At 73.0% G+C, this 20,484-nt stretch carries 20 protein-coding genes; 14 read left to right on the forward strand and 6 right to left on the reverse strand.

Annotated features, from left to right (window positions below):
- Nucleotides 1-42: 42 nt before the first annotated feature.
- From ACWCHM_RS31415 to ACWCHM_RS31430, 4 genes are all read left to right on the forward strand, one after another.
- On the forward strand, nucleotides 43-801 hold the full coding sequence (locus ACWCHM_RS31415; protein WP_088647577.1) for a type III pantothenate kinase: 759 nt from the start codon (nucleotides 43-45) through the stop codon (nucleotides 799-801).
- A gap of 96 nt (nucleotides 802-897) precedes the next feature.
- Nucleotides 898-2,406 (forward strand): lysine--tRNA ligase, encoded by a 1,509-nt coding sequence (gene lysS, locus ACWCHM_RS31420; protein WP_454221006.1) that lies wholly within the window; start codon nucleotides 898-900, stop codon nucleotides 2,404-2,406.
- Nucleotides 2,407-2,519: 113 nt separating this feature from the next.
- Nucleotides 2,520-2,864, forward strand: a complete 345-nt coding sequence (locus ACWCHM_RS31425) for a histone-like nucleoid-structuring protein Lsr2 (protein ID WP_168222573.1) — start codon at nucleotides 2,520-2,522, stop codon at nucleotides 2,862-2,864.
- Nucleotides 2,865-3,294: 430 nt separating this feature from the next.
- Nucleotides 3,295-5,820, forward strand: a complete 2,526-nt coding sequence (locus tag ACWCHM_RS31430; RefSeq protein WP_088647575.1) for an ATP-dependent Clp protease ATP-binding subunit — start codon at nucleotides 3,295-3,297, stop codon at nucleotides 5,818-5,820.
- A 203-nt stretch (nucleotides 5,821-6,023) separates the two neighbouring features.
- On the opposite strand, the gene ACWCHM_RS31435 is transcribed toward ACWCHM_RS31430, so the two are convergent.
- Nucleotides 6,024-6,929 carry an HhH-GPD family protein gene (locus ACWCHM_RS31435; RefSeq protein ID WP_281902355.1) on the reverse strand — a complete coding sequence of 302 codons (906 nt, stop codon included), beginning with the start codon at nucleotides 6,927-6,929 and terminating at the stop codon, nucleotides 6,024-6,026.
- 96 nt (nucleotides 6,930-7,025) lie between these two features.
- On the opposite strand from ACWCHM_RS31435, the gene ACWCHM_RS31440 reads away from it, so the two are divergent.
- The 3 genes from ACWCHM_RS31440 to ACWCHM_RS31450 all read left to right on the forward strand — a co-directional run bounded on the left by ACWCHM_RS31440 (nucleotide 7,026) and on the right by ACWCHM_RS31450 (nucleotide 9,096).
- Nucleotides 7,026-7,538: a glycine cleavage system protein R gene (locus tag ACWCHM_RS31440; protein ID WP_281902368.1), complete on the forward strand. Its 513-nt coding sequence runs from the start codon at nucleotides 7,026-7,028 to the stop codon at nucleotides 7,536-7,538.
- Between the two features lie 114 nt (nucleotides 7,539-7,652).
- On the forward strand, nucleotides 7,653-8,216 hold the full coding sequence (locus ACWCHM_RS31445) for a peptide deformylase (protein WP_204957476.1): 564 nt from the start codon (nucleotides 7,653-7,655) through the stop codon (nucleotides 8,214-8,216).
- Between the two features lie 148 nt (nucleotides 8,217-8,364).
- A complete protein-coding gene (locus tag ACWCHM_RS31450) occupies nucleotides 8,365-9,096 on the forward strand; it encodes a hypothetical protein (protein ID WP_454221009.1) in 732 nt (243 codons plus the stop codon).
- A gap of 12 nt (nucleotides 9,097-9,108) precedes the next feature.
- Here ACWCHM_RS31450 and disA read toward each other — a convergent pair whose 3' ends face one another.
- The 4 genes from disA to ACWCHM_RS31470 all read right to left on the reverse strand — a co-directional run bounded on the left by disA (nucleotide 9,109) and on the right by ACWCHM_RS31470 (nucleotide 13,755).
- Nucleotides 9,109-10,290 (reverse strand): DNA integrity scanning diadenylate cyclase DisA, encoded by a 1,182-nt coding sequence (gene disA, locus ACWCHM_RS31455; RefSeq protein WP_204957478.1) that lies wholly within the window; start codon nucleotides 10,288-10,290, stop codon nucleotides 9,109-9,111.
- A gap of 141 nt (nucleotides 10,291-10,431) precedes the next feature.
- The gene (gene radA, locus ACWCHM_RS31460; protein ID WP_281902372.1) at nucleotides 10,432-11,883 is read right to left on the reverse strand and encodes a DNA repair protein RadA; all 1,452 of its coding nucleotides are present in this window, start codon (nucleotides 11,881-11,883) and stop codon (nucleotides 10,432-10,434) included.
- A 92-nt stretch (nucleotides 11,884-11,975) separates the two neighbouring features.
- Nucleotides 11,976-12,773: a hypothetical protein gene (locus ACWCHM_RS31465; protein ID WP_454221010.1), complete on the reverse strand. Its 798-nt coding sequence runs from the start codon at nucleotides 12,771-12,773 to the stop codon at nucleotides 11,976-11,978.
- 142 nt (nucleotides 12,774-12,915) lie between these two features.
- The gene (locus tag ACWCHM_RS31470; RefSeq protein ID WP_204957481.1) at nucleotides 12,916-13,755 is read right to left on the reverse strand and encodes a UbiA family prenyltransferase; all 840 of its coding nucleotides are present in this window, start codon (nucleotides 13,753-13,755) and stop codon (nucleotides 12,916-12,918) included.
- 46 nt (nucleotides 13,756-13,801) lie between these two features.
- Here ACWCHM_RS31470 and ACWCHM_RS31475 point away from each other — a divergent pair, with 46 nt between their 5' ends.
- From ACWCHM_RS31475 to ACWCHM_RS31490, 4 genes are all read left to right on the forward strand, one after another.
- Nucleotides 13,802-14,560: a class I SAM-dependent methyltransferase gene (locus tag ACWCHM_RS31475; protein WP_454221013.1), complete on the forward strand. Its 759-nt coding sequence runs from the start codon at nucleotides 13,802-13,804 to the stop codon at nucleotides 14,558-14,560.
- Nucleotides 14,561-14,604: 44 nt separating this feature from the next.
- Nucleotides 14,605-15,771 (forward strand): acyl-CoA dehydrogenase family protein, encoded by a 1,167-nt coding sequence (locus ACWCHM_RS31480; protein ID WP_454221015.1) that lies wholly within the window; start codon nucleotides 14,605-14,607, stop codon nucleotides 15,769-15,771.
- A gap of 58 nt (nucleotides 15,772-15,829) precedes the next feature.
- Nucleotides 15,830-16,891, forward strand: a complete 1,062-nt coding sequence (locus tag ACWCHM_RS31485; protein WP_454221016.1) for a type III polyketide synthase — start codon at nucleotides 15,830-15,832, stop codon at nucleotides 16,889-16,891.
- Between the two features lie 221 nt (nucleotides 16,892-17,112).
- The gene (locus tag ACWCHM_RS31490) at nucleotides 17,113-17,676 is read left to right on the forward strand and encodes a hypothetical protein (protein ID WP_454221018.1); all 564 of its coding nucleotides are present in this window, start codon (nucleotides 17,113-17,115) and stop codon (nucleotides 17,674-17,676) included.
- Nucleotides 17,677-17,685: 9 nt separating this feature from the next.
- Here the strand turns inward: ACWCHM_RS31490 and ACWCHM_RS31495 are convergent, their stop codons facing one another.
- Nucleotides 17,686-18,417, reverse strand: a complete 732-nt coding sequence (locus tag ACWCHM_RS31495) for a hypothetical protein (RefSeq protein WP_204957486.1) — start codon at nucleotides 18,415-18,417, stop codon at nucleotides 17,686-17,688.
- Nucleotides 18,418-18,745: 328 nt separating this feature from the next.
- On the opposite strand from ACWCHM_RS31495, the gene ACWCHM_RS31500 reads away from it, so the two are divergent.
- The 3 genes from ACWCHM_RS31500 to ispF are packed head-to-tail and all read left to right on the forward strand — an operon-like array spanning nucleotide 18,746 to nucleotide 20,480.
- Nucleotides 18,746-19,231, forward strand: a complete 486-nt coding sequence (locus ACWCHM_RS31500) for a CarD family transcriptional regulator (protein WP_007073334.1) — start codon at nucleotides 18,746-18,748, stop codon at nucleotides 19,229-19,231.
- A 54-nt stretch (nucleotides 19,232-19,285) separates the two neighbouring features.
- On the forward strand, nucleotides 19,286-19,981 hold the full coding sequence (gene ispD, locus ACWCHM_RS31505; protein WP_454221020.1) for a 2-C-methyl-D-erythritol 4-phosphate cytidylyltransferase: 696 nt from the start codon (nucleotides 19,286-19,288) through the stop codon (nucleotides 19,979-19,981).
- A 16-nt stretch (nucleotides 19,982-19,997) separates the two neighbouring features.
- Nucleotides 19,998-20,480, forward strand: coding sequence for a 2-C-methyl-D-erythritol 2,4-cyclodiphosphate synthase (ispF, locus tag ACWCHM_RS31510; RefSeq protein ID WP_088643252.1), 483 nt, complete (start codon nucleotides 19,998-20,000; stop codon nucleotides 20,478-20,480).
- The last annotated feature ends 4 nt before the right edge of the window (nucleotides 20,481-20,484 follow it).

The following is a 20,484-nucleotide window of genomic DNA, read 5'->3' on the forward strand; positions in this document are numbered from 1 at the left end:
CTCCTCGCGTCCGGCGGCCCGGCCGGCGTCTAGGCTGCGTGCGTGCTGCTCTGCATCGACATCGGAAACACCAACACCGTGCTGGCGACGTTCGACGGCGACCGCCTGGTGCACTCGTGGCGGATCAAGACCGACGCCCGTTCGACAGCGGACGAGCTGGGGCTGATGTTCCGGGGGCTGCTGGCCGGTGACGCCGTGGAGATCACCGGGGTGGCCGCCTGCTCGACGGTGCCGGCGGCGCTGCGCTCGCTGCGGACCATGCTGGCCCGCTACTACGCCGACCTGCCCAGCGTGGTCGTCGAGCCCGGGGTACGCACCGGCGTGCAGCTGGCCATCGACAACCCGAAGGAGGTCGGCGCGGACCGGGTGGTCAACACGCTGGCCGCGTACACCCTCTACGGTGGCCCCTCGATCGTGGTGGACTTCGGCACCACCACCAACTTCGACGTGATCAGCGGCCGGGGGGAGTTCCTCGGCGGGGCGTTCGCTCCCGGCATCGAGATCTCCTTCGACGCGCTCGCCGCCCGCGCCGCCCAGCTGCGCAAGGTGGAGGCCAACAAGCCCCGCTCGGTGATCGGCAAGAACACCGTGGAGTGCCTCCAGTCCGGCCTCTACTTCGGCTTCGCCGGGCAGGTCGACCGGATCGTCGAGCGGATGACCGAGGAACTCGGCGAGGTCCGGGCGGTGATCGCCACCGGTGGGCTGGCCTCGGTGGTGATCGGCGAGTGCCGGACCATCACCCACCACGAGCCGATGATCACCCTGATCGGCCTGCGCATGGTCTACGAGCGCAACACCTGATCACGGCGGCCGGGTTATCCCGTAACGGCCGCCCGGGGGCTTGAGTACGCTCATGGGCTGACCCCGCCGAAACTCCCTTAGCCGAGGAAGCGTGCCGTGACCGAGCAGAACGCCGTGCCAGTGGACCCCGCCGACGACCTTCCCGAGCAGATGAAGGTCCGCCGGGAGAAGCGGGACCGGATGCTCGCCGAGGGCGTCGAGCCGTACCCCGTCGGTTTTCCCCGGACCAGCACCCTGGCCGAGGTGCGTGAGCGGTACGCCGAGCTGCCCACCGACACCGCGACCGGGGACCGGGTCGCGGTCACCGGTCGGGTGATCTTCGTACGGAACACCGGCAAGCTCTGTTTCGCGACCCTGCGCGACGGCGACGGCACCGAGTTGCAGGCGATGCTCTCCCTGGACCGGGTCGGCGCGGAGCGGCTGGAGGACTGGAAGCGCCTGGTCGACCTGGGTGACCACGTCGGTGTCACCGGCGAGGTGATCACCAGCCGGCGTGGTGAGCTGTCGGTGCTCGCCGACGAGTGGGCGGTGACCGCCAAGGCGTTGCGTCCGCTGCCGGTGGCGCACAAGCCGCTGAGCGAGGAGGCCCGGGTCCGCCAGCGTTACGTGGACCTGATCGTCCGCCCGCAGGCGCGCCAGATGGTCCGGACCCGGGCCGCGGCGGTGCGCAGCCTGCGCGACTCGTTGCACGGCCAGGGATTCATCGAGGTCGAGACGCCGATGCTCCAGTTGCTGCACGGGGGCGCGGCGGCCCGCCCATTCGTGACCCACAGCAATGCGCTCGGTACGGATCTGTATCTGCGAATCGCGCCGGAACTGTTTCTCAAGCGCGCCGTGGTCGGCGGGGTCGACCGGGTGTTCGAGATCAACCGCAACTTCCGCAATGAGGGAGTCGACTCGTCGCACTCGCCGGAGTTCGCGATGCTGGAGACCTACCAGGCGTACGGCGACTACGACACGATGGCCGAGTTGACCCGTAATCTCGTGCAGCAGGCGGCGGTGGCGGTCAGCGGCTCGACGACGGTGACCCACGCCGACGGGCGCGAGTTCGACCTCGGCGGGCAGTGGCGCTCGGTGACCCTCTTCGGGGTGCTTTCCGAGGCCCTCGGCGAGGAGGTCACGGTCCGCACCGACCGGGCCCGCCTGGTGGAGTACGCCGACAAGGTGGGGCTCGCGGTCGACCCGAAGTGGGGTCCGGGCAAGCTGGCCGAGGAGCTGTTCGAGGAACTGGTGGTGCCGGGCCTCCAGGCGCCGACCTTCGTGCGGGACTACCCCGAGGAGACCAGCCCGCTGACCCGGGCCCACCGCAGCGAGCCGGGCCTGGCCGAGAAGTGGGACCTCTACGTGCTCGGCTTCGAGCTGGGCACCGCGTATTCGGAGCTGGTCGACCCGGTGGTGCAGCGGGAACGCCTGGTCACGCAGGCGCAGCTGGCCGCCCGGGGCGACGACGAGGCCATGCGGCTGGACGAGGACTTTCTCCGGGCCATGGAGTACGGAATGCCGCCCGCCGGGGGTATGGGAATGGGAATCGACCGGCTCTTGATGGCGCTGACCGGCCTGGGAATTCGGGAAACCATCCTCTTCCCGTTGGTCCGCGCCGAGTAGCTCCCCGGTGGGACCTTTGCCGGGTCGTTACAGCGACCTATTGACGTGGCAAGCATCGGGCGGGTTATCGTGCTCCTATTGCAGGAGCACCCTGCTCGAAAGGAATGTGGGACGTGGCCAAGCAGATCATTCACAAGCTGGTCGATGACCTGGACGGCGGGGACGCGGACGAGACCGTCAAGTTCGCCCTCGACGGTGTTCAGTACGAGATCGACCTGTCGAACTCCAACGCCGACAAATTGCGGGATGTTTTCGCGCCGTACGTGGCCGCCGGTACCCGGGTCGGTCGCGGCGGTGTGGTCGTGGGTGGCCGGGCTGCCCGGGGCCGGGGCGGGGCGACCGCCGACCGCGAACAGAACAAGGCGATCCGGTCCTGGGCCAAGAAGAACGGCAAGGACATCTCCGACCGGGGTCGCATCCCGCAGGAGATCGTCGACGAGTACCACGCGACCCGCTGAGCGTCAGCGGCGAACCGACGCCGGGCCGGAGCACGTCTCCGGGCCGGCGTCGCCGTCTGCGGACGGGTCGGCGGGACCGGGCGGCGACCGCCGGGCCGGGGCGGGAAGTTCTCCGGTCCCGGGGGCGTTGTCCACAGCCGGTGGAGACTTCGTCCACAGCCTGTGGACGACCCACGGGGCCCGGGGAGGGCGTTTGCACCCCGGGCGAATTTCGCTCTGCGCGTACAGCCTGGGGTGCCGGAACACCTCCTGAGCGCGGATGGTTGGTCAAAACGACGTCGGAACGGCTCGGTACGAGGAGACACGACCTCAGCGGAGTCGGTCAGCGGCGATAGAGTAAGGAGGCACGGACGCCCGTCCCGGACGTCCGAGCACCGGCCCCGCCAAGATCTCGCAGTCGAGGCGCACGGCACGTGAGGAGCACGAGGGCATGTTCGAGCGGTTCACCGACCGAGCGCGACGGGTTGTCGTCCTGGCCCAAGAAGAGGCCCGGATGCTCAACCACAACTACATCGGTACGGAGCACATCCTGCTGGGCCTGATCCACGAGGGTGAGGGTGTGGCGGCCAAGGCCCTGGAGAGCCTCGGCATCTCCCTGGAGGGCGTCCGTCAGCAGGTCGAGGAGATCATCGGCCAGGGCCAGCAGGCGCCGAGCGGGCACATCCCGTTCACGCCCCGGGCCAAGAAGGTGCTGGAGCTGTCCCTGCGCGAGGCGCTACAGCTCGGCCACAACTACATCGGCACCGAGCACATCCTGCTCGGGCTGATCCGCGAGGGCGAGGGCGTCGCCGCCCAGGTGCTGGTGAAGCTGGGCGCCGACCTCAACCGGGTCCGCCAGCAGGTGATCCAGCTCCTCTCCGGCTACCAGGGCAAGGAGCCGGCCGCCGCCGGCACCGCGCCGGGCGAGGCCGCGCCGTCGACCAGCCTCGTGCTGGACCAGTTCGGCCGCAACCTGACCCAGGCGGCCCGCGAGGGCAAGCTCGACCCGGTGATCGGGCGCGAGAAGGAGATCGAGCGGGTCATGCAGGTGCTGTCCCGCCGCACCAAGAACAACCCGGTCCTGATCGGTGAGCCAGGCGTCGGCAAGACCGCCGTGGTGGAGGGCCTGTCCCAGAAGATCATCAAGGGCGAGGTGCCCGAGACGCTCAAGGACAAGCAGCTCTACACCCTCGACCTCGGTGCCCTGGTCGCCGGCTCCCGCTACCGGGGTGACTTCGAGGAGCGCCTCAAGAAGGTGCTCAAGGAGATCCGCACCCGGGGCGACATCATCCTGTTCATCGACGAGATCCACACCCTGGTCGGTGCGGGTGCCGCCGAGGGCGCGATCGACGCGGCGAGCATCCTCAAGCCGATGCTGGCCCGTGGCGAGCTCCAGACCATCGGTGCGACCACCCTCGACGAGTACCGCAAGCACCTGGAGAAGGACGCCGCGCTGGAGCGCCGTTTCCAGCCGATCCAGGTGGGTGAGCCGTCGCTGGCCCACACCATCGAGATCCTCAAGGGCCTGCGCGACCGCTACGAGGCGCACCACCGGGTGAGCATCACCGACGCCGCCCTCGTGGCCGCCGCGACGCTTGCCGACCGGTACATCTCCGACCGCTTCCTGCCCGACAAGGCGATCGACCTGATCGACGAGGCCGGGGCCCGGATGCGTATCCGCCGGATGACCGCGCCGCCGGACCTGCGTGACTTCGACGAGCGGATCGCCCAGGTGCGCCGCGACAAGGAGTCCGCGATCGACGCGCAGGACTTCGAGCGGGCCGCCCAGCTGCGCGACAAGGAGAAGCAGCTCCTTGGCCAGAAGGCGCAGCGGGAGAAGGAGTGGAAGGCCGGTGACCTGGACGTCGTCAGCGAGGTCGACGACGAGCAGATCGCCGAGGTCCTGGGCAACTGGACCGGCATCCCCGTCTACAAGCTGACCGAGGAGGAGACCTCCCGGCTGCTGCGGATGGAAGACGAGCTGCACAAGCGCGTCATCGGCCAGGAAGACGCGGTCAAGGCGGTCTCGAAGGCGATCCGGCGTACCCGGGCCGGCCTGAAGGACCCGAAGCGGCCGTCCGGCTCGTTCATCTTCGCCGGCCCGTCCGGTGTGGGTAAGACCGAGCTGTCCAAGGCGCTCGCCGAGTTCCTGTTCGGCAGCGAGGACGCGCTGATCCAGCTGGACATGTCCGAGTTCCACGACCGCTACACGGTGTCTCGCCTGGTCGGTGCCCCTCCCGGTTACGTCGGTTACGACGAGGGTGGCCAGCTGACCGAGAAGGTCCGTCGTCGTCCGTTCTCGGTGGTGCTTTTCGACGAGATCGAGAAGGCCCACCCGGACGTGTTCAACACGCTGCTCCAGATCCTGGAGGACGGCCGGTTGACCGACGGTCAGGGTCGGATCGTGGACTTCAAGAACACGGTCATCATCCTGACCACCAACCTGGGCACCCGGGACGTCGCCAAGGCGGTGTCGTTGGGCTTCCAGCAGTCGGAGGACTCCGAGTCCACCTACGACCGGATGAAGCAGAAGGTCAACGACGAGCTGAAGCAGCACTTCCGGCCCGAGTTCCTCAACCGGATCGACGACACCATCGTCTTCCACCAGCTGCGTCAGAACGAGATCCTCTCGATCGTGGACATCATGATCCAGCGGATCGAGGGCCAGCTCCGCAACAAGGACATGGGTCTGGAGCTGACCGACAATGCCAAGAAGTACCTGTCCAAGAAGGGCTTCGACCCGGTGTTGGGTGCCCGTCCGCTGCGTCGGACGATCCAGCGCGACATCGAGGACAACCTCTCCGAGCGGATCCTGTTCAACGAGCTGACCCCCGGTCAGATCGTGGTGGTGGACTGCGAGGGCGACCCGGAGGACATCGACAAGTCGAAGCTGGTCTTCCACGGCTCCGACCGTCCGGCCGCAGTGCCGGACGCCGTCCCGGCCGACCTGGGTGGCGCCGCCACCACGGGCGAGTAGGCCCCGACGGGCCGGTAGGACATCGAGCACGAGGGCGGCGGCCCGGTGGCGTGAGCCACCGGGCCGCCGCCCTTTCCGCCTACCACCGGTCTTCCTCGGTGCACGCGGAGCCGCAGTCGCTGGTGACGGGCCGTGCGGGGCCTGCCCGGAGCGGGGGCGCGGTCAGCCGGGAAGCGGCCAGGCCGGCTGTTCCGGGGTCCGGGTCAGCCGGGAAGCGGCTGGGTGGCGGGGCCGTCCCCGATGAGCCGGAAGTGGTCCTCGCCGACCGGCTCCACCATGCCGTCCTTGACCAGCGCGGCGAGTGCCCTGGCCCGCTGCACGTCGTCGTGCCACACCTGGTCGAGCCGCTGGTGCGGCACCGGGCCGATGGCGTCCCGGAGCACCCCGAGCAGCAGCCCGCGTACCTGACGGTCGGTGCCGGCGTACCGCTGGATCTTGCGGGTCGGACCGGCGGGTGCCACCTGGCCGGAGGCCCGCCAGGCGCAGATCGACTCGACCGGGCAACCCGTGCAGCGCGGCGAACGGGCGGTGCAGACGATCGCCCCGAGTTCCATGAAGGCGGCGCTGGCCAGCGCGGCGGCGGCCGGCTCCACCGGCAGCAGCTCCGCACAGGCGACCAGGTCGGCCGGGGTGGTGGCCGGGCCGGCATCCGGTGCACCGGCGACGGCCCGGGAGACGACCCGCCTGACGTTCGTGTCGACCACCGGGTGCCGCTGGCCGTAGGCGAACGCGGCGACCGCCCGCGCCGTGTACGTCCCGATGCCGGGCAGCGCCAGCAACTGGTCCAGCTGGTCGGGCACCCGCCCGCCGTGGCGTTCCACGATCGCCACCGCGCACTCGTGCAGTCGTACCGCGCGGCGGGGGTAGCCGAGCCGACCCCACATCCGGATCGCCTCGGCCGGGGTGTCGGCGGCGAGGGCGGCGGGATCGGGCCAGCGGGCCAGCCAGGAGTGCCAGGCGGGCAGCACACGTACCACCGGGGTCTGCTGGAGCATGACCTCGCTGACCAGGATCGGCCAGGCCCCGATGCCGGGCACCCGCCAGGGCAGGTCGCGGGCGTTCTGCTCGTACCACCGGCTGACCAGGGTGGTGAAGGTGGGTTCAGTCATCGCGCCGATGATGATGTCACGCGATGCCTTCCCGCTGGTTGGGCGGGCCGGGCGGGGCGTCGCCGGGTCGCCGGGCGGATCGGGCAGAATGCCCGGATGAGCGAGCTCGCGATCACCGTCATCGGTCGGGACCGGCCCGGCATCGTGGCCGACGTCGCCGAGGTGCTCGCCGGGCTCGGCGCGAACCTCACCGACTCCACGATGACCCGGCTCCGTGGTCACTTCGCGATGACCCTGATCTGTGTCGGCCCCGCCGCCGCCGAGGTCGAGGCCGCCCTGACCCCGCTGGCCGCCGACGGTCAACTTCTGGCCACCGTACGCGTGGTCACCCCGGACGGTACGGCGACGGCGGCGGGTGAACCGTACGTGCTGGCGGTGCACGGCGCGGACCGGATGGGCATCGTCGCGGCGATGACCAGGGTGATCGCCGAGGCGGGTGGCAACGTGACGGATCTGAGCACCCGGCTGGCCGGCACGCTCTACGTGGTGGTGGCCGAGGTGGATCTGCCTGCCGGCCGCGCCGACGAGCTGGCCGGCCGGCTCGCCCGAACGGCCGCCGACCTGGGGGTCGGGGTCTCCCTGCGCCCCGCCGACCCGGACCTCCTGTGAGCGCGAGGAGTGAGCCGGGGTTGCGAGCCCCGCAGTCGCGAACCGAGGTGGCCCTGTGAGCGCGAGGAGTGAGCCGGGGTTGCGAGCCCCGCAGTCGCGAACGGAGGCGAACCCGTGAGCGCGGAACCGTACCTCGGGCTCGGCGGCTGGACCCCGGCGGACCTGGGCGTGCCGGGGGAGGTGCGCCGGGTGGTCTGCGCCCCCGAGGCGGTGCTGAGCCGGCCGGGGCCGCAGGTGGATCCGACCGCCGAGGAGACCGTCCGGCTCGCCGCCGACCTGGTCGCCACGATGCGGGTGTCGCCCGGCTGTGTGGGGTTGGCGGCGCCGCAGGTGGGGGTGGGGGCGCAGGTGTTCGCGGTGGACGTGACCGGACATGCCAAGGCGGTGACGGTGCACGGCACCTTCGTGCTCTGCAACGCCCGGGTGGTGGAGGCGAGCCGCTGGAAGCCGGGTCGGGAGGGCTGCATGTCGGTGCCCGACCTGACCGGTGACGTGAAGCGGGCCAGCCGGTTGGTGGTGGAGGGGGCGCTGCCGGGCAGTGGCACGCCGGTCCGGCTGGTCACCGACGGGTTCGAGGCGCGTGCCCTGCAACACGAGATCGACCACTGCGCCGGGCTGCTCTTCCTCGACCGGGTGGCTGGCGCGCACGCGGTCTACCAACGCAAGGTCTACCTGTGACCCGGCCGGTCGCCGCTCCGGTGGGGCCGGTTCCCGCCGCAGCGGGCCGGCCGACTGTCGTCAGTGGAACGTGGTTCGCCGCCCGGTGGCCGATACCCGGCGAGTCGTGGCCGGTCCACGTGCGCCGCGCCGCTACGGTGGGGGCATCATGCGTCTGACGGTCGGTCCCCTGCCTTCCGCCGTGTACTGGCGGCGTCGCGCCGTCGTACTCGGAGCGGGGCTTCTGCTCCTGGTTGTTCTGCTCTACTCGTGTGCCCGATCGGGGGACACCGGCGCCACACCGGGTGCCGGGGCCTCGTCGTCGGCTCCCGCCGCGGGCGCGGCCACACCGACGGCCGCCTCGCCGCCCGCCGGGTCCGCATCCCCGTCGGGTGGTTCCGATGCGGCGGGCCCGCCCGCCGGGCCGACCGCCGACCCGGACACGAGCAGCGCCCCGGCCGCCGATCCGCCCGCCCCGCCTGTCAACCCGGCCCGGGTCGACGACGGCACCTGCACCGACAGTGAGATCGCGGTGACCCCGGTGGCGCTCCCCGCCGAGGTGCGTCGGGGTGCCCCGGTCGACCTCAGCCTCAAGGTCAGGAACAAGTCCCAGCGGACCTGTAACCGGGACGTCGGCGCGGACGCCCAGGAGTTGTTCATCAAGTCCGGCGCGGAGAAGGTCTGGTCGTCGGACACCTGCGGCACCGGCAGGGGTTCCGACGTGCAGTCGTTCACCCCCGGCTTCGAGCGTTCCTACCAGCTCACCTGGAACGGCATGGACGCGAGCCGGTGCAGCCAGGGGGTGGCTTCGGGCCCCAACCCGCCGGCCGGCAACTACCAGGTCTTCGCCCGGGTGGGCACCAAACTGAGCGAGCCGGTCAAGCTGGTCGTCACCGGCTGACCGGCCCCCCGGTCAGACGTAACGTTCCAGGATGGACGCCTCGGCCAGCCGGGACAGCCCTTCGCGGACGCCCCGGGCGCGTGCGTCACCGACGCCCTCGACGGCCTGGAGGTCCTCCACGGTCGCCCCGAGCAGCCGCTGGAGGCTGCCGAAGTGCAGCACCAGCCGGTCGACGATGGACACCGGCAGCCGGGGCACCTTGGCCAGCAGCCGGAACCCGCGCGGGCTGACCGCCGCGTCGAGCGCGTCGGAGGCGGCCGGGTAGCCGATCGCCTTGGCGACCGCGACCAGGTCGATCAGCTCGGTCGCACCGAGCAGGTCCAACTCGACCAGCGCCTCGTCGAGGGTGCGCGACTTGCGGCCGGTGGGCAGGTAGTCCCGGATGACCAGGGTACGGTCGGCGTCGACACCGGCCATCAGCTCGTCGAGTTGCAGGGCGAGCAGGCGACCGTCGGTGCCCAGCTCGACCACGTACCCGGCGATCTCGTCGGCGATCCGCCTGACCATCTCCAGCCGCTGCACCACGGCGACCGCGTCGCGGACGGTGACCAGATCCTCGATCTCCAGGGCGGACAGCGTGCCGGAGACCTCGTCGAGGCGGAGCTTGTAACGCTCCAGGGTGGCCAGGGCCTGGTTGGCCCGGGAGAGGATCGCCGCCGAGTCGTCGAGCACGTGCCGCTGCCCGTTGACGTAGAGGCTGATGATCCGCATCGACTGGCTGACCGAGATGACCGGGTAGCCGGTCTGCCGGGCCACCCGCTCGGCGGTACGGTGCCGGGTGCCGGACTCCTCGGTCGGGATGGACGGGTCGGGCATCAGGTGCACCCCGGCCTGCACGATCCGGGTGCCGTCGCTGGAGAGCACCACCGCGCCGTCCATCTTGCACAGTTCACGGACCCGGGTCGCGGAGAACTCGACGTCCATCGGGAAGCCGCCGGTGCAGATCCCGTCGACGACCTTGTCGTAGCCGAGGACTATCAGTGCGCCCGTCCGGCCGCGCAGGATGCGTTCGAGCCCGTCGCGCAACGCGGTGCCGGGTGCCATCAGGGCGAGGTTGGCCCGCAGCGGATCACCGGCGTTGCCGGTGGCCCCGGCCACGCTCACGCTGATCGGACGGGTGGGCGAGCCCACGGCGGCGGCGCGGGTGTGGGGCGTCGCGCCGGCAGGCTTGGCGGCGTCGCGGTCGGTCGGCACGGGCACAGTCTACGGACTGCCCTGCGGTGGGTGCTCCCGTGGTTACTGTGATGTGTCACGGCGTCGTCTTCCTCCACCTGCCGGACCTGCCGGACGTTGACCGGTATGGGCCGACCGGTACCCCGCCGTCGCCACCCTCGGTCACTCCGCGGATGCGCGGGCGACCGCCTGGAGCGCCGACCGGACGTCCGTGACCTCGGTCACCCGCATGTTCTCCGGGCCGGCACCGGTGCTTTCCGGGCCGCAGCCGGGCGGCACCAGCGCCATCCGGAAGCCGAGCCGGGCCGCCTCGGCGAGCCGGCGGGGGACCGCGCCGACCCGGCGCACCTCGCCGGTCAGCCCGACCTCGCCGATCGCCACCAGGTGCGGCGCGATGGCCAGGTTGAGCCCGCCGGAGGCGACCGCCAGCGCGACCGCGAGATCGGCGGCCGGCTCGACCACCCGGATGCCGCCGACGGTGGCCGCGAAGACCTCCCGGTCGTGCAGGGTCAGCCGTTCGGTACGGCGTTGCAGCACCGCCAGCACCATGGCCAGCCGGGCCCCGTCGAGCCCCGAGACGGTACGCCGGGGCGACCCGGCCACCGTCGCGCCGATCAGTGCCTGCACCTCGGTCAACAGCGCCCGCCGTCCCTCCATCGCCACGGTGACGCAGGTGCCCGGGACCGGCTCGGAGTAGCGGGTGAGGAAGAGCCCGGACGGGTCGGCCAGGCTGCTGATGCCCCCCTCGTGCATCTCGAAGCAGCCGACCTCGTCGGCCGCGCCGAACCGGTTCTTGATTCCCCGGACCATCCGCAGCGAGGAGTGCTTGTCCCCCTCGAAGTGCAGCACCACGTCGACCAGGTGTTCCAGCACCCGGGGGCCGGCGACCTGACCGTCCTTGGTGACGTGACCGACCAGCACGGTGGCGATGCCGCGCTCCTTGGCGACCGCGACCAGGGCGGCGGTGACGGCCCGGACCTGGGTGACCCCGCCCTGCACCCCCTCGGTGCCGGTGGTGGAGATGGTCTGCACCGAGTCGAGGACGAGCAGGCCCGGCTTGACCGCGTCGAGGTGCCCGAGCACGGCGCTCAGGTCGCTCTCGGCGGCCAGCCAGAGCTGTTCGTGCAGGGCACCCATCCGCTCGGCGCGCAACCGGACCTGGCTGACCGACTCCTCGCCGCTGACCACCAGCGACGGGCTGCCGGCGCTGGCCGCCCACTGCTGCGCCACGTCGAGCAGCAGGGTGGACTTGCCGACCCCCGGCTCACCGGCCAGCAGGACCACCGCGCCGGGGACCAGGCCGCCGCCGAGGACCCGGTCGAGTTCGCTGACCCCGGTGGGGCGGGCCCGGGCCGGCGCGGCGCTGATCGTGGCGATCGGCCGGGCCGGCTCGGCCGGCATCCGGGAGCTGACCACCCGGCCGGAGACGACCGGCCCGGTGACGGTGGACTCGACCACCGAACCCCACTCGCCGCACTCCGGGCACCGCCCGACCCACTTGGGTGGCTGGTGGCCGCAGGCGTCGCACTCGTAGGCGGGGCGGGGCTCGCGGGCGGCCCGGCCCCGGGAGGCGCCGGCACCGCTGCGGGCGGGGGTCGATCGGGAGGTGGTCACCCCAGGACGCTAACCCCCACCGGTGACGAAAACACCGCCGGCGTGGTGGTCACCACGCCGGCGGTGTCGTCGGTGTCTGCGGGCCGGCCGGGTCAGCCGCCGTGGCCGGAGGTGCCCTCCTGGCCGCTCTCCTCGCCACCCTCGCGGTGCACGATCGGGGAGGGGCGGGCGGCCGGGCTCAGCGGCACGCCGACCGGGACCGGGGTGCTGACGGTACGGCCGTCGCCGAAGTCGAAGGTCAGGTTGACCTGCTGGCCGGTGCGCAACGCCTCGTTGAGCCCGATGAGCTGGAGGTGCTGGCCGTTCTGCACGTTGAGCTGTACGTAACCGAGCGCCGGGATCTCGATCCGGGCCGGCTGACCGGCCGGCGCGGACGGGCCGGCCGACGGCGAGGCCCCCTCGGACGGGGACGCCCCCTCGGACGGGGACGCCCCCTCGGACGGCGACGCCCCCTCAGATGGGGAGGCCCCCTCGGCCGGGGAAGCGCTGCCCGACGGCGACGCGCTCTCGGACGGCGACGCGCTCTCGGACGGGGAGGCGGAGCCGGAGGGGCTGGCCGAGCCGGCGGCCCCGGTGAGCACGATCTGCCGGGCGCTGTCGGTGGTGACGGTGACGGTGACCGGGTCCCGGGTGTCGTTGTAGATCACGGCGTTGAGCGCGGCGTTCGCCCCGGCGGTGAGACCGTCCTCGCCCGGGTAGGCGACGTAGAGACCACGCACCTTGTAGGCGTTGTCCGACGTCTGGACGTTGACCCCCTGGACCGACGGCTGCTTGTTGGCGGTCTCGGACACCTGGCCCGCCCCGCAGCCCGTCGCCAGCAGGGCGGTCGCCCCCGCCAGGCCGGACAGCAGCAGGGTGGCCCGCCGGGAACCCCTGATCGAGCGCGTCACGTCGGTCCTCCTCGTCACGATCCCCACCCGGTGCGTGCCCCGGGCGTGGGGTGGTCATACCCGCGCAGACCGCGCTCCAGGGTAGTTGGGGCTGATCGAGGGCCGCACACGGACCCGGTGCCGCCACCCGGGCGGGTGCCGGTCAGACCACCCGACCGCTCGCCACCAGCAGCAGCACATCGATCAGGGCCACCACCAGCACCGCCCGGAAGGCCGCCACCGAGCGGCCGTCGCGCCGGGTGGCGGCGCGGCCCGCGTACCAGCCGGCGGCCGGCACCGCGACGGCCGCCGCGACCGCCGACCAGCCGACCCACGACGGCGGCCCGGGTGGCCCGAGGACCAGGGCGACGGTGGCGGCGAGCAGCAGCCCGGCGGCGGCCAGCCGGCTGCCGGTGGCACCGAGGCGGTGCGGCAGCCCGCGCACCCCGGTCCGGGCGTCGTCGGCCAGGTCGGGCAGCACGTTGGCGAAGTGCGCCCCCGCGCCCAGGCAGGCCGCCGCGACGACCAGCCAGACCGGCGGCGCGGGCGCCCCCGGCAGGGCGAGCACCACGAAGGCGGGCAACGAGCCGAAGGAGACCGCGTACGGCAGCACCGAGACCAAGGTGGACTTCAGCGGCCAGTCGTAGAGCAGCGCCGAGACCAGGCCGACGGTGTAGCAGAGCGCGGCGACCGGGGTGGTGGTCAGCGCCAGCAGCGGGGTGGCGACCGCGGCCAGCGCGGCGGCCACCACCACCGTCCGGCGGCCCACCGCCCCGGCGGCGACCGGCTTGTCGGTACGCCCCACCGTGGCGTCCCGCCCGGCGTCCACCGCGTCGTTGGCCCAGCCGACGGCGAGCTGGCTGGACAGCACGGTGAGCACCACGGCGACCGTCCCGGCCGGACGGTGCCCGACCGCGACGGCGAGCAGCCCGGCCACCGTGGTCACGGCCAGGCCCGGTTCCGGATGACTCGCCTTGACCAGCCCTAACACCGTCCGCCACATAAGGGAAGTCTGGTCGTTACCGGCCGGTCGTGCCACGCTCGGTGCCATGGGTGACGGTCCGGTGTCCAACGGTGTACGCGCGCTGCCCCCCAACGACCTCCGCCAGTACGACGACCTGGCCGGCGAGTGGTGGCGGCCCGACGGCGCGTTCGCGATGCTGCACTGGCTGGCCCAGGCCCGCGCCGCCCTGGTGCCACCGGCGACCCGGCCCGGCGCGCTCCTGGTCGACCTGGGCTGCGGTGCCGGACTGATGGCGCCCCACCTGGCCGGCAAGGGTTACCGGCACGTCGGGGTGGACCTCACCCGGTCGGCGTTGGAGCAGGCGGCGGCGCACGGCGTCAGCACGCTGGTCGGTGACGCCACGGCGGTGCCGCTCGCCGACGGATGCGCCGACGTGGTGGCGGCCGGCGAGGTGCTGGAGCACGTGCCGGACTGGCGGGCGGCGGTCGCCCAGGCGTGCCGGCTGCTGCGTCCCGGCGGGCTGCTCGTGCTGGACACCCTCAACGACACGCTGCTGGCCCGGCTGGTCGCGGTGGAACTGGGCGAACGGCTGCCCACCGTGCCCCGGGGCATCCACGACCCACGGTTGTTCGTGGACGACCGGGAGTTGGTGGCCGAGTGCGGCAGGCACGGCGTCGCCCTGCGGGTGCGCGGTGTCCGGCCGGCGCTGCGGGCGACGCTGGGCTGGCTGGCGCGGCGTACCCGTGGGGGTGCCGCCCGCGACGTGTCGCACGCCGGGCCCACGATCCGGCCGACCTGGTCGACGGCGGTGCTCTACCAGGGCCGGGGGGTCCGGCACGGGTAGCCGCCCCGGTTCGGGGTACCAGGAACACCCAGGAAGGGGACCGCATGACTGTGGACGCACCGGCGGTGGCCCGTCGGTTGGCACCGAGGTTCGCCGCCCGGGCCGCCGGGCACGACCGGGACGGTACGTTCCCGGTCGACGACTTCGCCGACCTGCGGGAGTCCGGGCTCTTCGGGCTGATGGTCCCGGCCGGGCTGGGGGGCGCGGAAGCCTCCTTCGCCGGGTACGCGGCGGTCGCCACCGAGCTGGCCCGGGGCAACGGCGCGACCGCGCTGGTGTTCAACATGCACGCCTCGGTCACCGGCGCGCTCGGTGCGGTCACCGAGGAACTGGCCGAGGCGCTGGGCGTACCGGACGAGGCGCTGGCCGCCCGGGACCGGCTGCTGCGCGCGGCGGCCGAGGGCGCCTGGTACGCGGTGGCGATGAGCGAACGCGGGGCGGGGGCCCGGCTGTCCCGGCTCAGCACGGTCTACGAGCCGGTCGACGGCGGTTGGCGGATCAAGGGAAGCAAGACCTTCTGCTCCGGTGCCGGGCACGCCGACGGCTATCTGGTGGCCGCCCGCAGCGCCGCCGACCCGTCGGTGGTCTCCCAGTTCCTGGTGCCCGCCGGGGACGGGGTGAGCGTGGAACCGACCTGGGACGCCCTGGGCATGCGGGCCACCTCGTCGCACGACCTGCATCTGGACGTGACGGTTCCGGCGGACCGGCTGCTCGGTGGGGTGGAGGGGCTGGCCCTGGTGGTCGCCCAGCTCATGCCGCACTGGCTGGTGGCCAGCTACGCCGCCGTCTACGTGGGGGTGGCCCGGGCGGCGGTGGACGCCGCCGCCGAGCACCTCACCGCGCGGGACCTCGGCGGACTGCCGGCGGTGCGGGCCCGGCTCGGCCGGGCGGACGCGGCGGTGGCGGCGGCGGAGCTGGTGGTGGCCGAGGCGGCCCGCCGGGTCGACGACGCCCCCGGCGACGCGGAGACCAACCGGTGGGTGTGGCGGGCCAAACTGCTCGCCGGCACCACGGCGGCTGAGGTGGCGGCGTCCATGCTGGAGGCGGCCGGCACCTCGGCGACCCGCCGGGGGCATCCGTTGGAACGGCTCTACCGGGACGCCCGCTGCGGCTCGCTGCACCCGGCGACCTCGGACGTGTGCGCCGACTGGCTCGGGGTGGCGGTGCTCGGGGGTGACCCGGACCGCGACGGAACGGCCCCTCGTTGGTGAGGGTGACGGGGGTCGGGGCGACCGCCGGACGGGCAGTGTGGACGAGAGGTGGGGACGGATGGCCGTGCCGTTGATCGCGGGGCTGGGGGCGGCACACCCGTCCGGCGCCGCCCAGGACGAGCTGTGGGCGGGCTACTTCGCGAAGCACTTCTCGGGTCCGACCCGGGCGCTGGCCGAGCGGATCTTCGCCAACTCGGGGGTGTCCCACCGGCAGGCGGCGGTCAACCCGCTGTTGGAGGACGTCTCCGACTGGCCTACCGACCGGCGGATGCGGCGCTACCAGGTGGAGGCGCTGCCGCTGGGCAAGGAGGCGATCGGTCGGGCGTTGACCGCCGCCGGGCTCGCGGCGAGTGACCTGGGGCTGTTCGTGGTCTGCTCCTGCACCGGTTACGCCACCCCCGGGCTGGACATCCTCCTCGCCCGGGATCTGGGCATGGCCCCGGACTGCCAGCGGATGTTCGTCGGGCACATGGGCTGTTACGCGGCCCTGCCCGGCCTGGGCGCGGCTGGTGACTTCGTGACCGCTCGGGGCCGGCCGGCGCTGTTGCTCTGTGCCGAGCTGACCAGCCTGCACATCCAGCCGTCCTCGGCCCGGATGGACACCCAGCAGATCATCTCGCACGCCCTCTTCTCCGACGCCGCGGTCGCCGCCGTGCTGGTCCCCGGGACCGGCACCACCAGCCGGGGGTACGCGCTGCGCGAGGTCGCCTCGGTCACCGACACCTCCACCGCCGACCACATGACCTGGGACGTCACCGACACCGGCTTCCGGATGGGTCTGTCGCCAAAGGTGCCGCAGGTGCTCTCGGCGCACGTCCGGGAGCTGGTGGACGGCCTGCTGGCCCGGCACGGCACGACGGTCGCCGAGGTGGACGGCTGGGCGGTGCACCCGGGTGGTCCGCGCATCCTCAACGTGGTGGAGCGGGAACTGGCCCTGCCCGACGGCGCGCTGGCGGCCTCCCGGGCGGTCCTCGACGCGCACGGCAACTGCTCGTCGCCCACGGTGCTGCTGATCCTGGACCGGCTGCTGCGGGCGGCGGTACCGCCCCGGTGGATCGTGCTGCTCGCCTTCGGCCCGGGACTGACCCTCTACGCCGCCCTCCTCGAACGCCGCTCCTGAGCCACCCGCCACCGCACCCGGGCCGGGCCGGCCCGCCGCGGACCCGGTCCGGCCCGGTCCGGCCCGCTTCGGACCCGGTCCGGCCCGGTCCGGAATCTGGCCGGCCCGGACCCGTCGCCGGCCGGTCGGGAACGCTCGGAGTGAGGTAGATGACCTGGTCAGGGCCGGTGGGGTCGGCGCTGCACCAAGCGCCGCCGCCGGCTGCTGGTTACCCTCGCCGGGTGGGGATCGAGCGGGGCGGCGGTGATCGGCTGCGCGGTGCGGTACTGGCCGGCGTGGCCCTGCTCGCCCTGGTCGGGGGCGGCTGGTGGTGGTCGGCCACCGCCCCGGTGGTCGACCCGGCCGGCTCGGCGGCGACGGTGTCGCCGCAGCCGTCGGTCGGTGCGGAGGCCACCAGGCGGGTGGTGGTGATCGACGCCCGCACCGGGCGGCTGCTGGGCGCGACCGAGCTGCCCGGGACCTCCGGTGACCCGGACGTGGGGCTGCCGACGTTCACCGACACCACCTGGCGGGAGCGGATGACCCTGGTGTCCGGCCGGGCGCCGGTACGCCGGGAGTCGGCCCCGGACGGCGCACGGCACCTCTTCCAGTACCGCTGCTCGGGCGACGGGACGCTGCTGGTCTCGGTGCTGCACGACGATCCGCCGCAGCACCGGCGGACAGCCTGCGACGGCGAACTGGTCGCCTGGGAGCTGCACGGTCCGGACGGGGGCACCCGGTTGGAGTTCTCGGTGGTCGGGCCTGGCTCGGTCGAGCTGGAGGCGCAGGTCGTCGCCCTGCCCTGAGTGGCCCGGTCAGCCGGCGAGCCGGATCAGGTCGCCCCGGTAGTCGGCGGCGGCACCCAGCTCGGGTAGCACCCGGACGACCGTGCCGGCCCGGTCCACCAGCAGCGCCGGGGCGGCACCGGCCTGGGCGGGCAGGTGCACCGCGGCACGTAGCTCGCCGGCGGGGTCGGCGAGGGCGCGGACCGGCCCGCCGACCGGTGGCGCGGGGGTGACCTCCCGGCCGGCGGCGACGCTGACCACCTGCACCCCGTCGGGGGCGGCACCGGCGGCGGCGGCGACCTGCTCGGCGCAGGTACAGCCGTCGACCAGAATGATCATGGCGGGTAGCAGGCCGCGCAGCGGTACCGGCCGCTGGTCGACGTCGACCAGGTCCAGCGCGGGCAGCGACCGTCCGACCAGCGGCGTCGGCGTGCCCGCCTGCGGCAGGACGGTGGGTCGTTCGGTGCCCCGCGACGACCGGGGCCAGGTGACGGTGACCAGCCCGACGGCGGTGGCGAGCACCGCCACCAGGAGCATCAGCAGGGGCAGCCCGAGCGGTGGCCGCCCGTCGGGGCGGGCGGTCAACCCCAGCCGGCGACGCCACCGGCCGGACCGGGCCTGGCGGCGCAGTTCGCGGCGGAGTTGGGCGGCCTCGTCGGCGAGCGCGGACGCGTCGTCCGGCACCACCACCCGACCCCACTCCGGTGGCAGGTCGGGCAGCCCGTCGGTCGGACCGTTTCCCTCGGCGTCGGGCATGCCCATCGGACCCCCCGGTAAGCGGTGCGGCGAGCGGTGTGCGGTACCCCTCCAGCCTCCCGCACGGACCCTCCTCCCGCTAGACCTGGGCGGCCGGGACGCCGCCGGGCTACCATGGGAGGAGCGCACAGCTGGAGAAATCCGCGCTCCGATCACCCGTACCGGGTTGTCATCCGCTGCTCACGGAGCGTGTTTGAACCACTGGTTTGGCCGCCTGTCAAGCCGAAGCAACGCCTCTCACAGGGCCCCTGAGCTGCGCCAACGGTCAGGACGGCAGCGGGACATTGGTGCCTGAGCGTGTTACCCTAGACACAGCGAAAGGGGTTTCGAACCTATGGTTTTCAGCGTCGGCGAGACCGTTGTTTACCCCCACCACGGGGCCGCACTCATCGAGGCAATCGAGACTCGGGTCATCAAGGGCGAACCCAAGCAGTACCTCGTCCTGAGGGTCGCGCAGGGTGACCTGACGGTCCGGGTGCCGGCCGAGAACGCCGAGATCGTGGGTGTGCGTGAGGTGGTCGGCGAAGAGGGCCTGGGAAAGGTCTTCGACGTGCTCCGTGCACCGCACACCGAAGAGCCGACCAACTGGTCGCGGCGTTACAAGGCGAATCTGGAGAAGCTGGCCTCCGGCAACCCGCTGAAGGTCGCCGAGGTCGTCCGCGACCTGTGGCGTCGGGAGCGGGAGCGGGGCCTGTCCGCGGGCGAGAAGCGCATGCTCGCCAAGGCCCGCGACATTCTCGTCGGCGAGGTCGCGCTGGCCGAGAAGAGCACCAAGGACGAGGCGGAGACGCTGCTCGACAAGGTCCTCACCGAGGCCTGATCCCACCGCATCGTCGTACCCACCCCGCAGCGAAGAATTCCCGAGGACCGCGACGTGACCGCGCAGCTCAATCCGCGCGGTGACGTCGCGGTCCTCGTTCCTGCGGCCGGTGCCGGCGTACGGCTCGGGCCGGGCGGTCCCAAGGCGCTGCGGCTCCTCGGTGGTGAACCCCTGCTGGTGCACGTGGTACGCCGGATCGCCGCCGCCCCGTCGGTGCACACCGTCGTCGTCGCCGCCCCGGCCGCCGAGGTCGACGCCGTCCGGCAGTTGCTGACCCCGGTCGCCCCGGTCCTGGTGGTGGCGGGTGGTGGCGAACGTCAGGCGTCGGTGGCGAACGCGCTGGCGGCGGTGCCACCCGGCCCCGACATCGTGCTGGTGCACGACGCGGCACGGGCGCTCACCCCGCCCGCGCTCGTCGAGGCGGTGGCGGCAGCCGTGCGGGCCGGCCACGACGCGGTGATCCCGGTCCTCCCCGTCAGCGACACGATCAAGCGGGTGGACGCTGCCGGCGTCGTCCTCGCCACCGTCGACAGGTCCGCGCTGCGGGCCGTGCAGACCCCGCAGGGTTTCCGCCGGGGGGTGCTCGCCGCCGCGCACGCCGCCGCCGGTGACCCGCTCACCGACGACGCCGGCCTGGTCGAGCAGCAGGGGGTGCCGGTGTTCTGCGTCCCCGGCTCGGAGTACGCGCTCAAGGTCACCCGCCCGTTCGACCTGACCCTGGCCGAGCACCTGCTGGCCGCCGGGCACTGACGCGTACCCTCGATTCATGATCGTTCCCAGGGTCGCCGTCGGCACCGACATCCACGCCTTCGCGGCCGGCCGGCCGTGCTGGCTGGCCGGCCTGCACTGGCCGGGCGAGGACGGTCTGGCCGGGCACTCCGACGCCGACGTGGTCGCCCACGCCGCCTGCAACGCGCTGCTCTCCGCCGCCGGGCTCGGTGATCTCGGGGCGAACTTCGGGGTGGACCAGCCGGAGTGGGCCGCCGCCTCCGGGGTCACGCTGCTCACCGAGTCGGCCCGCCGGGTCCGCGCCGCCGGGTACGCGATCGGCAACGTCTCGGTGCAGGTCGTCGGCAACCGGCCCCGGATCGGGCCGCGTCGCGACGAGGCGCAGCAGGTGCTCTCCGCGGCGGTCGGCGCACCGGTCACCGTCACCGCCGCCACCAGCGACGGCCTCGGCTTCACCGGGCGGGGCGAGGGCCTCGCCGGCATCGCGGTGGCTCTGGTCTACGACGCGTCGGCCGGGTAGGGCC

The organism is Micromonospora sp. SCSIO 07396 (assembly GCF_053667945.1).

Bases quoted from the DNA above. Each gene is read 5' to 3' on its own strand.
- ispF (WP_088643252.1), top strand. From the start codon at position 19,998: ATGATCGTTCCCAGGGTCGCCGTCGGCACCGACATCCACGCCTTCGCG.
- ACWCHM_RS31495 (WP_204957486.1), bottom strand. From the start codon at position 18,417: ATGGGCATGCCCGACGCCGAGGGAAACGGTCCGACCGACGGGCTGCCC.
- ACWCHM_RS31475 (WP_454221013.1), top strand. From the start codon at position 13,802: ATGGGTGACGGTCCGGTGTCCAACGGTGTACGCGCGCTGCCCCCCAAC.
- ACWCHM_RS31435 (WP_281902355.1), bottom strand. From the start codon at position 6,929: ATGACTGAACCCACCTTCACCACCCTGGTCAGCCGGTGGTACGAGCAG.
- ACWCHM_RS31450 (WP_454221009.1), top strand. From the start codon at position 8,365: ATGCGTCTGACGGTCGGTCCCCTGCCTTCCGCCGTGTACTGGCGGCGT.
- ACWCHM_RS31430 (WP_088647575.1), top strand. From the start codon at position 3,295: ATGTTCGAGCGGTTCACCGACCGAGCGCGACGGGTTGTCGTCCTGGCC.
- ACWCHM_RS31470 (WP_204957481.1), bottom strand. From the start codon at position 13,755: ATGTGGCGGACGGTGTTAGGGCTGGTCAAGGCGAGTCATCCGGAACCG.
- ACWCHM_RS31440 (WP_281902368.1), top strand. From the start codon at position 7,026: ATGAGCGAGCTCGCGATCACCGTCATCGGTCGGGACCGGCCCGGCATC.
- ACWCHM_RS31480 (WP_454221015.1), top strand. From the start codon at position 14,605: ATGACTGTGGACGCACCGGCGGTGGCCCGTCGGTTGGCACCGAGGTTC.
- ACWCHM_RS31500 (WP_007073334.1), top strand. From the start codon at position 18,746: ATGGTTTTCAGCGTCGGCGAGACCGTTGTTTACCCCCACCACGGGGCC.
- ACWCHM_RS31485 (WP_454221016.1), top strand. From the start codon at position 15,830: ATGGCCGTGCCGTTGATCGCGGGGCTGGGGGCGGCACACCCGTCCGGC.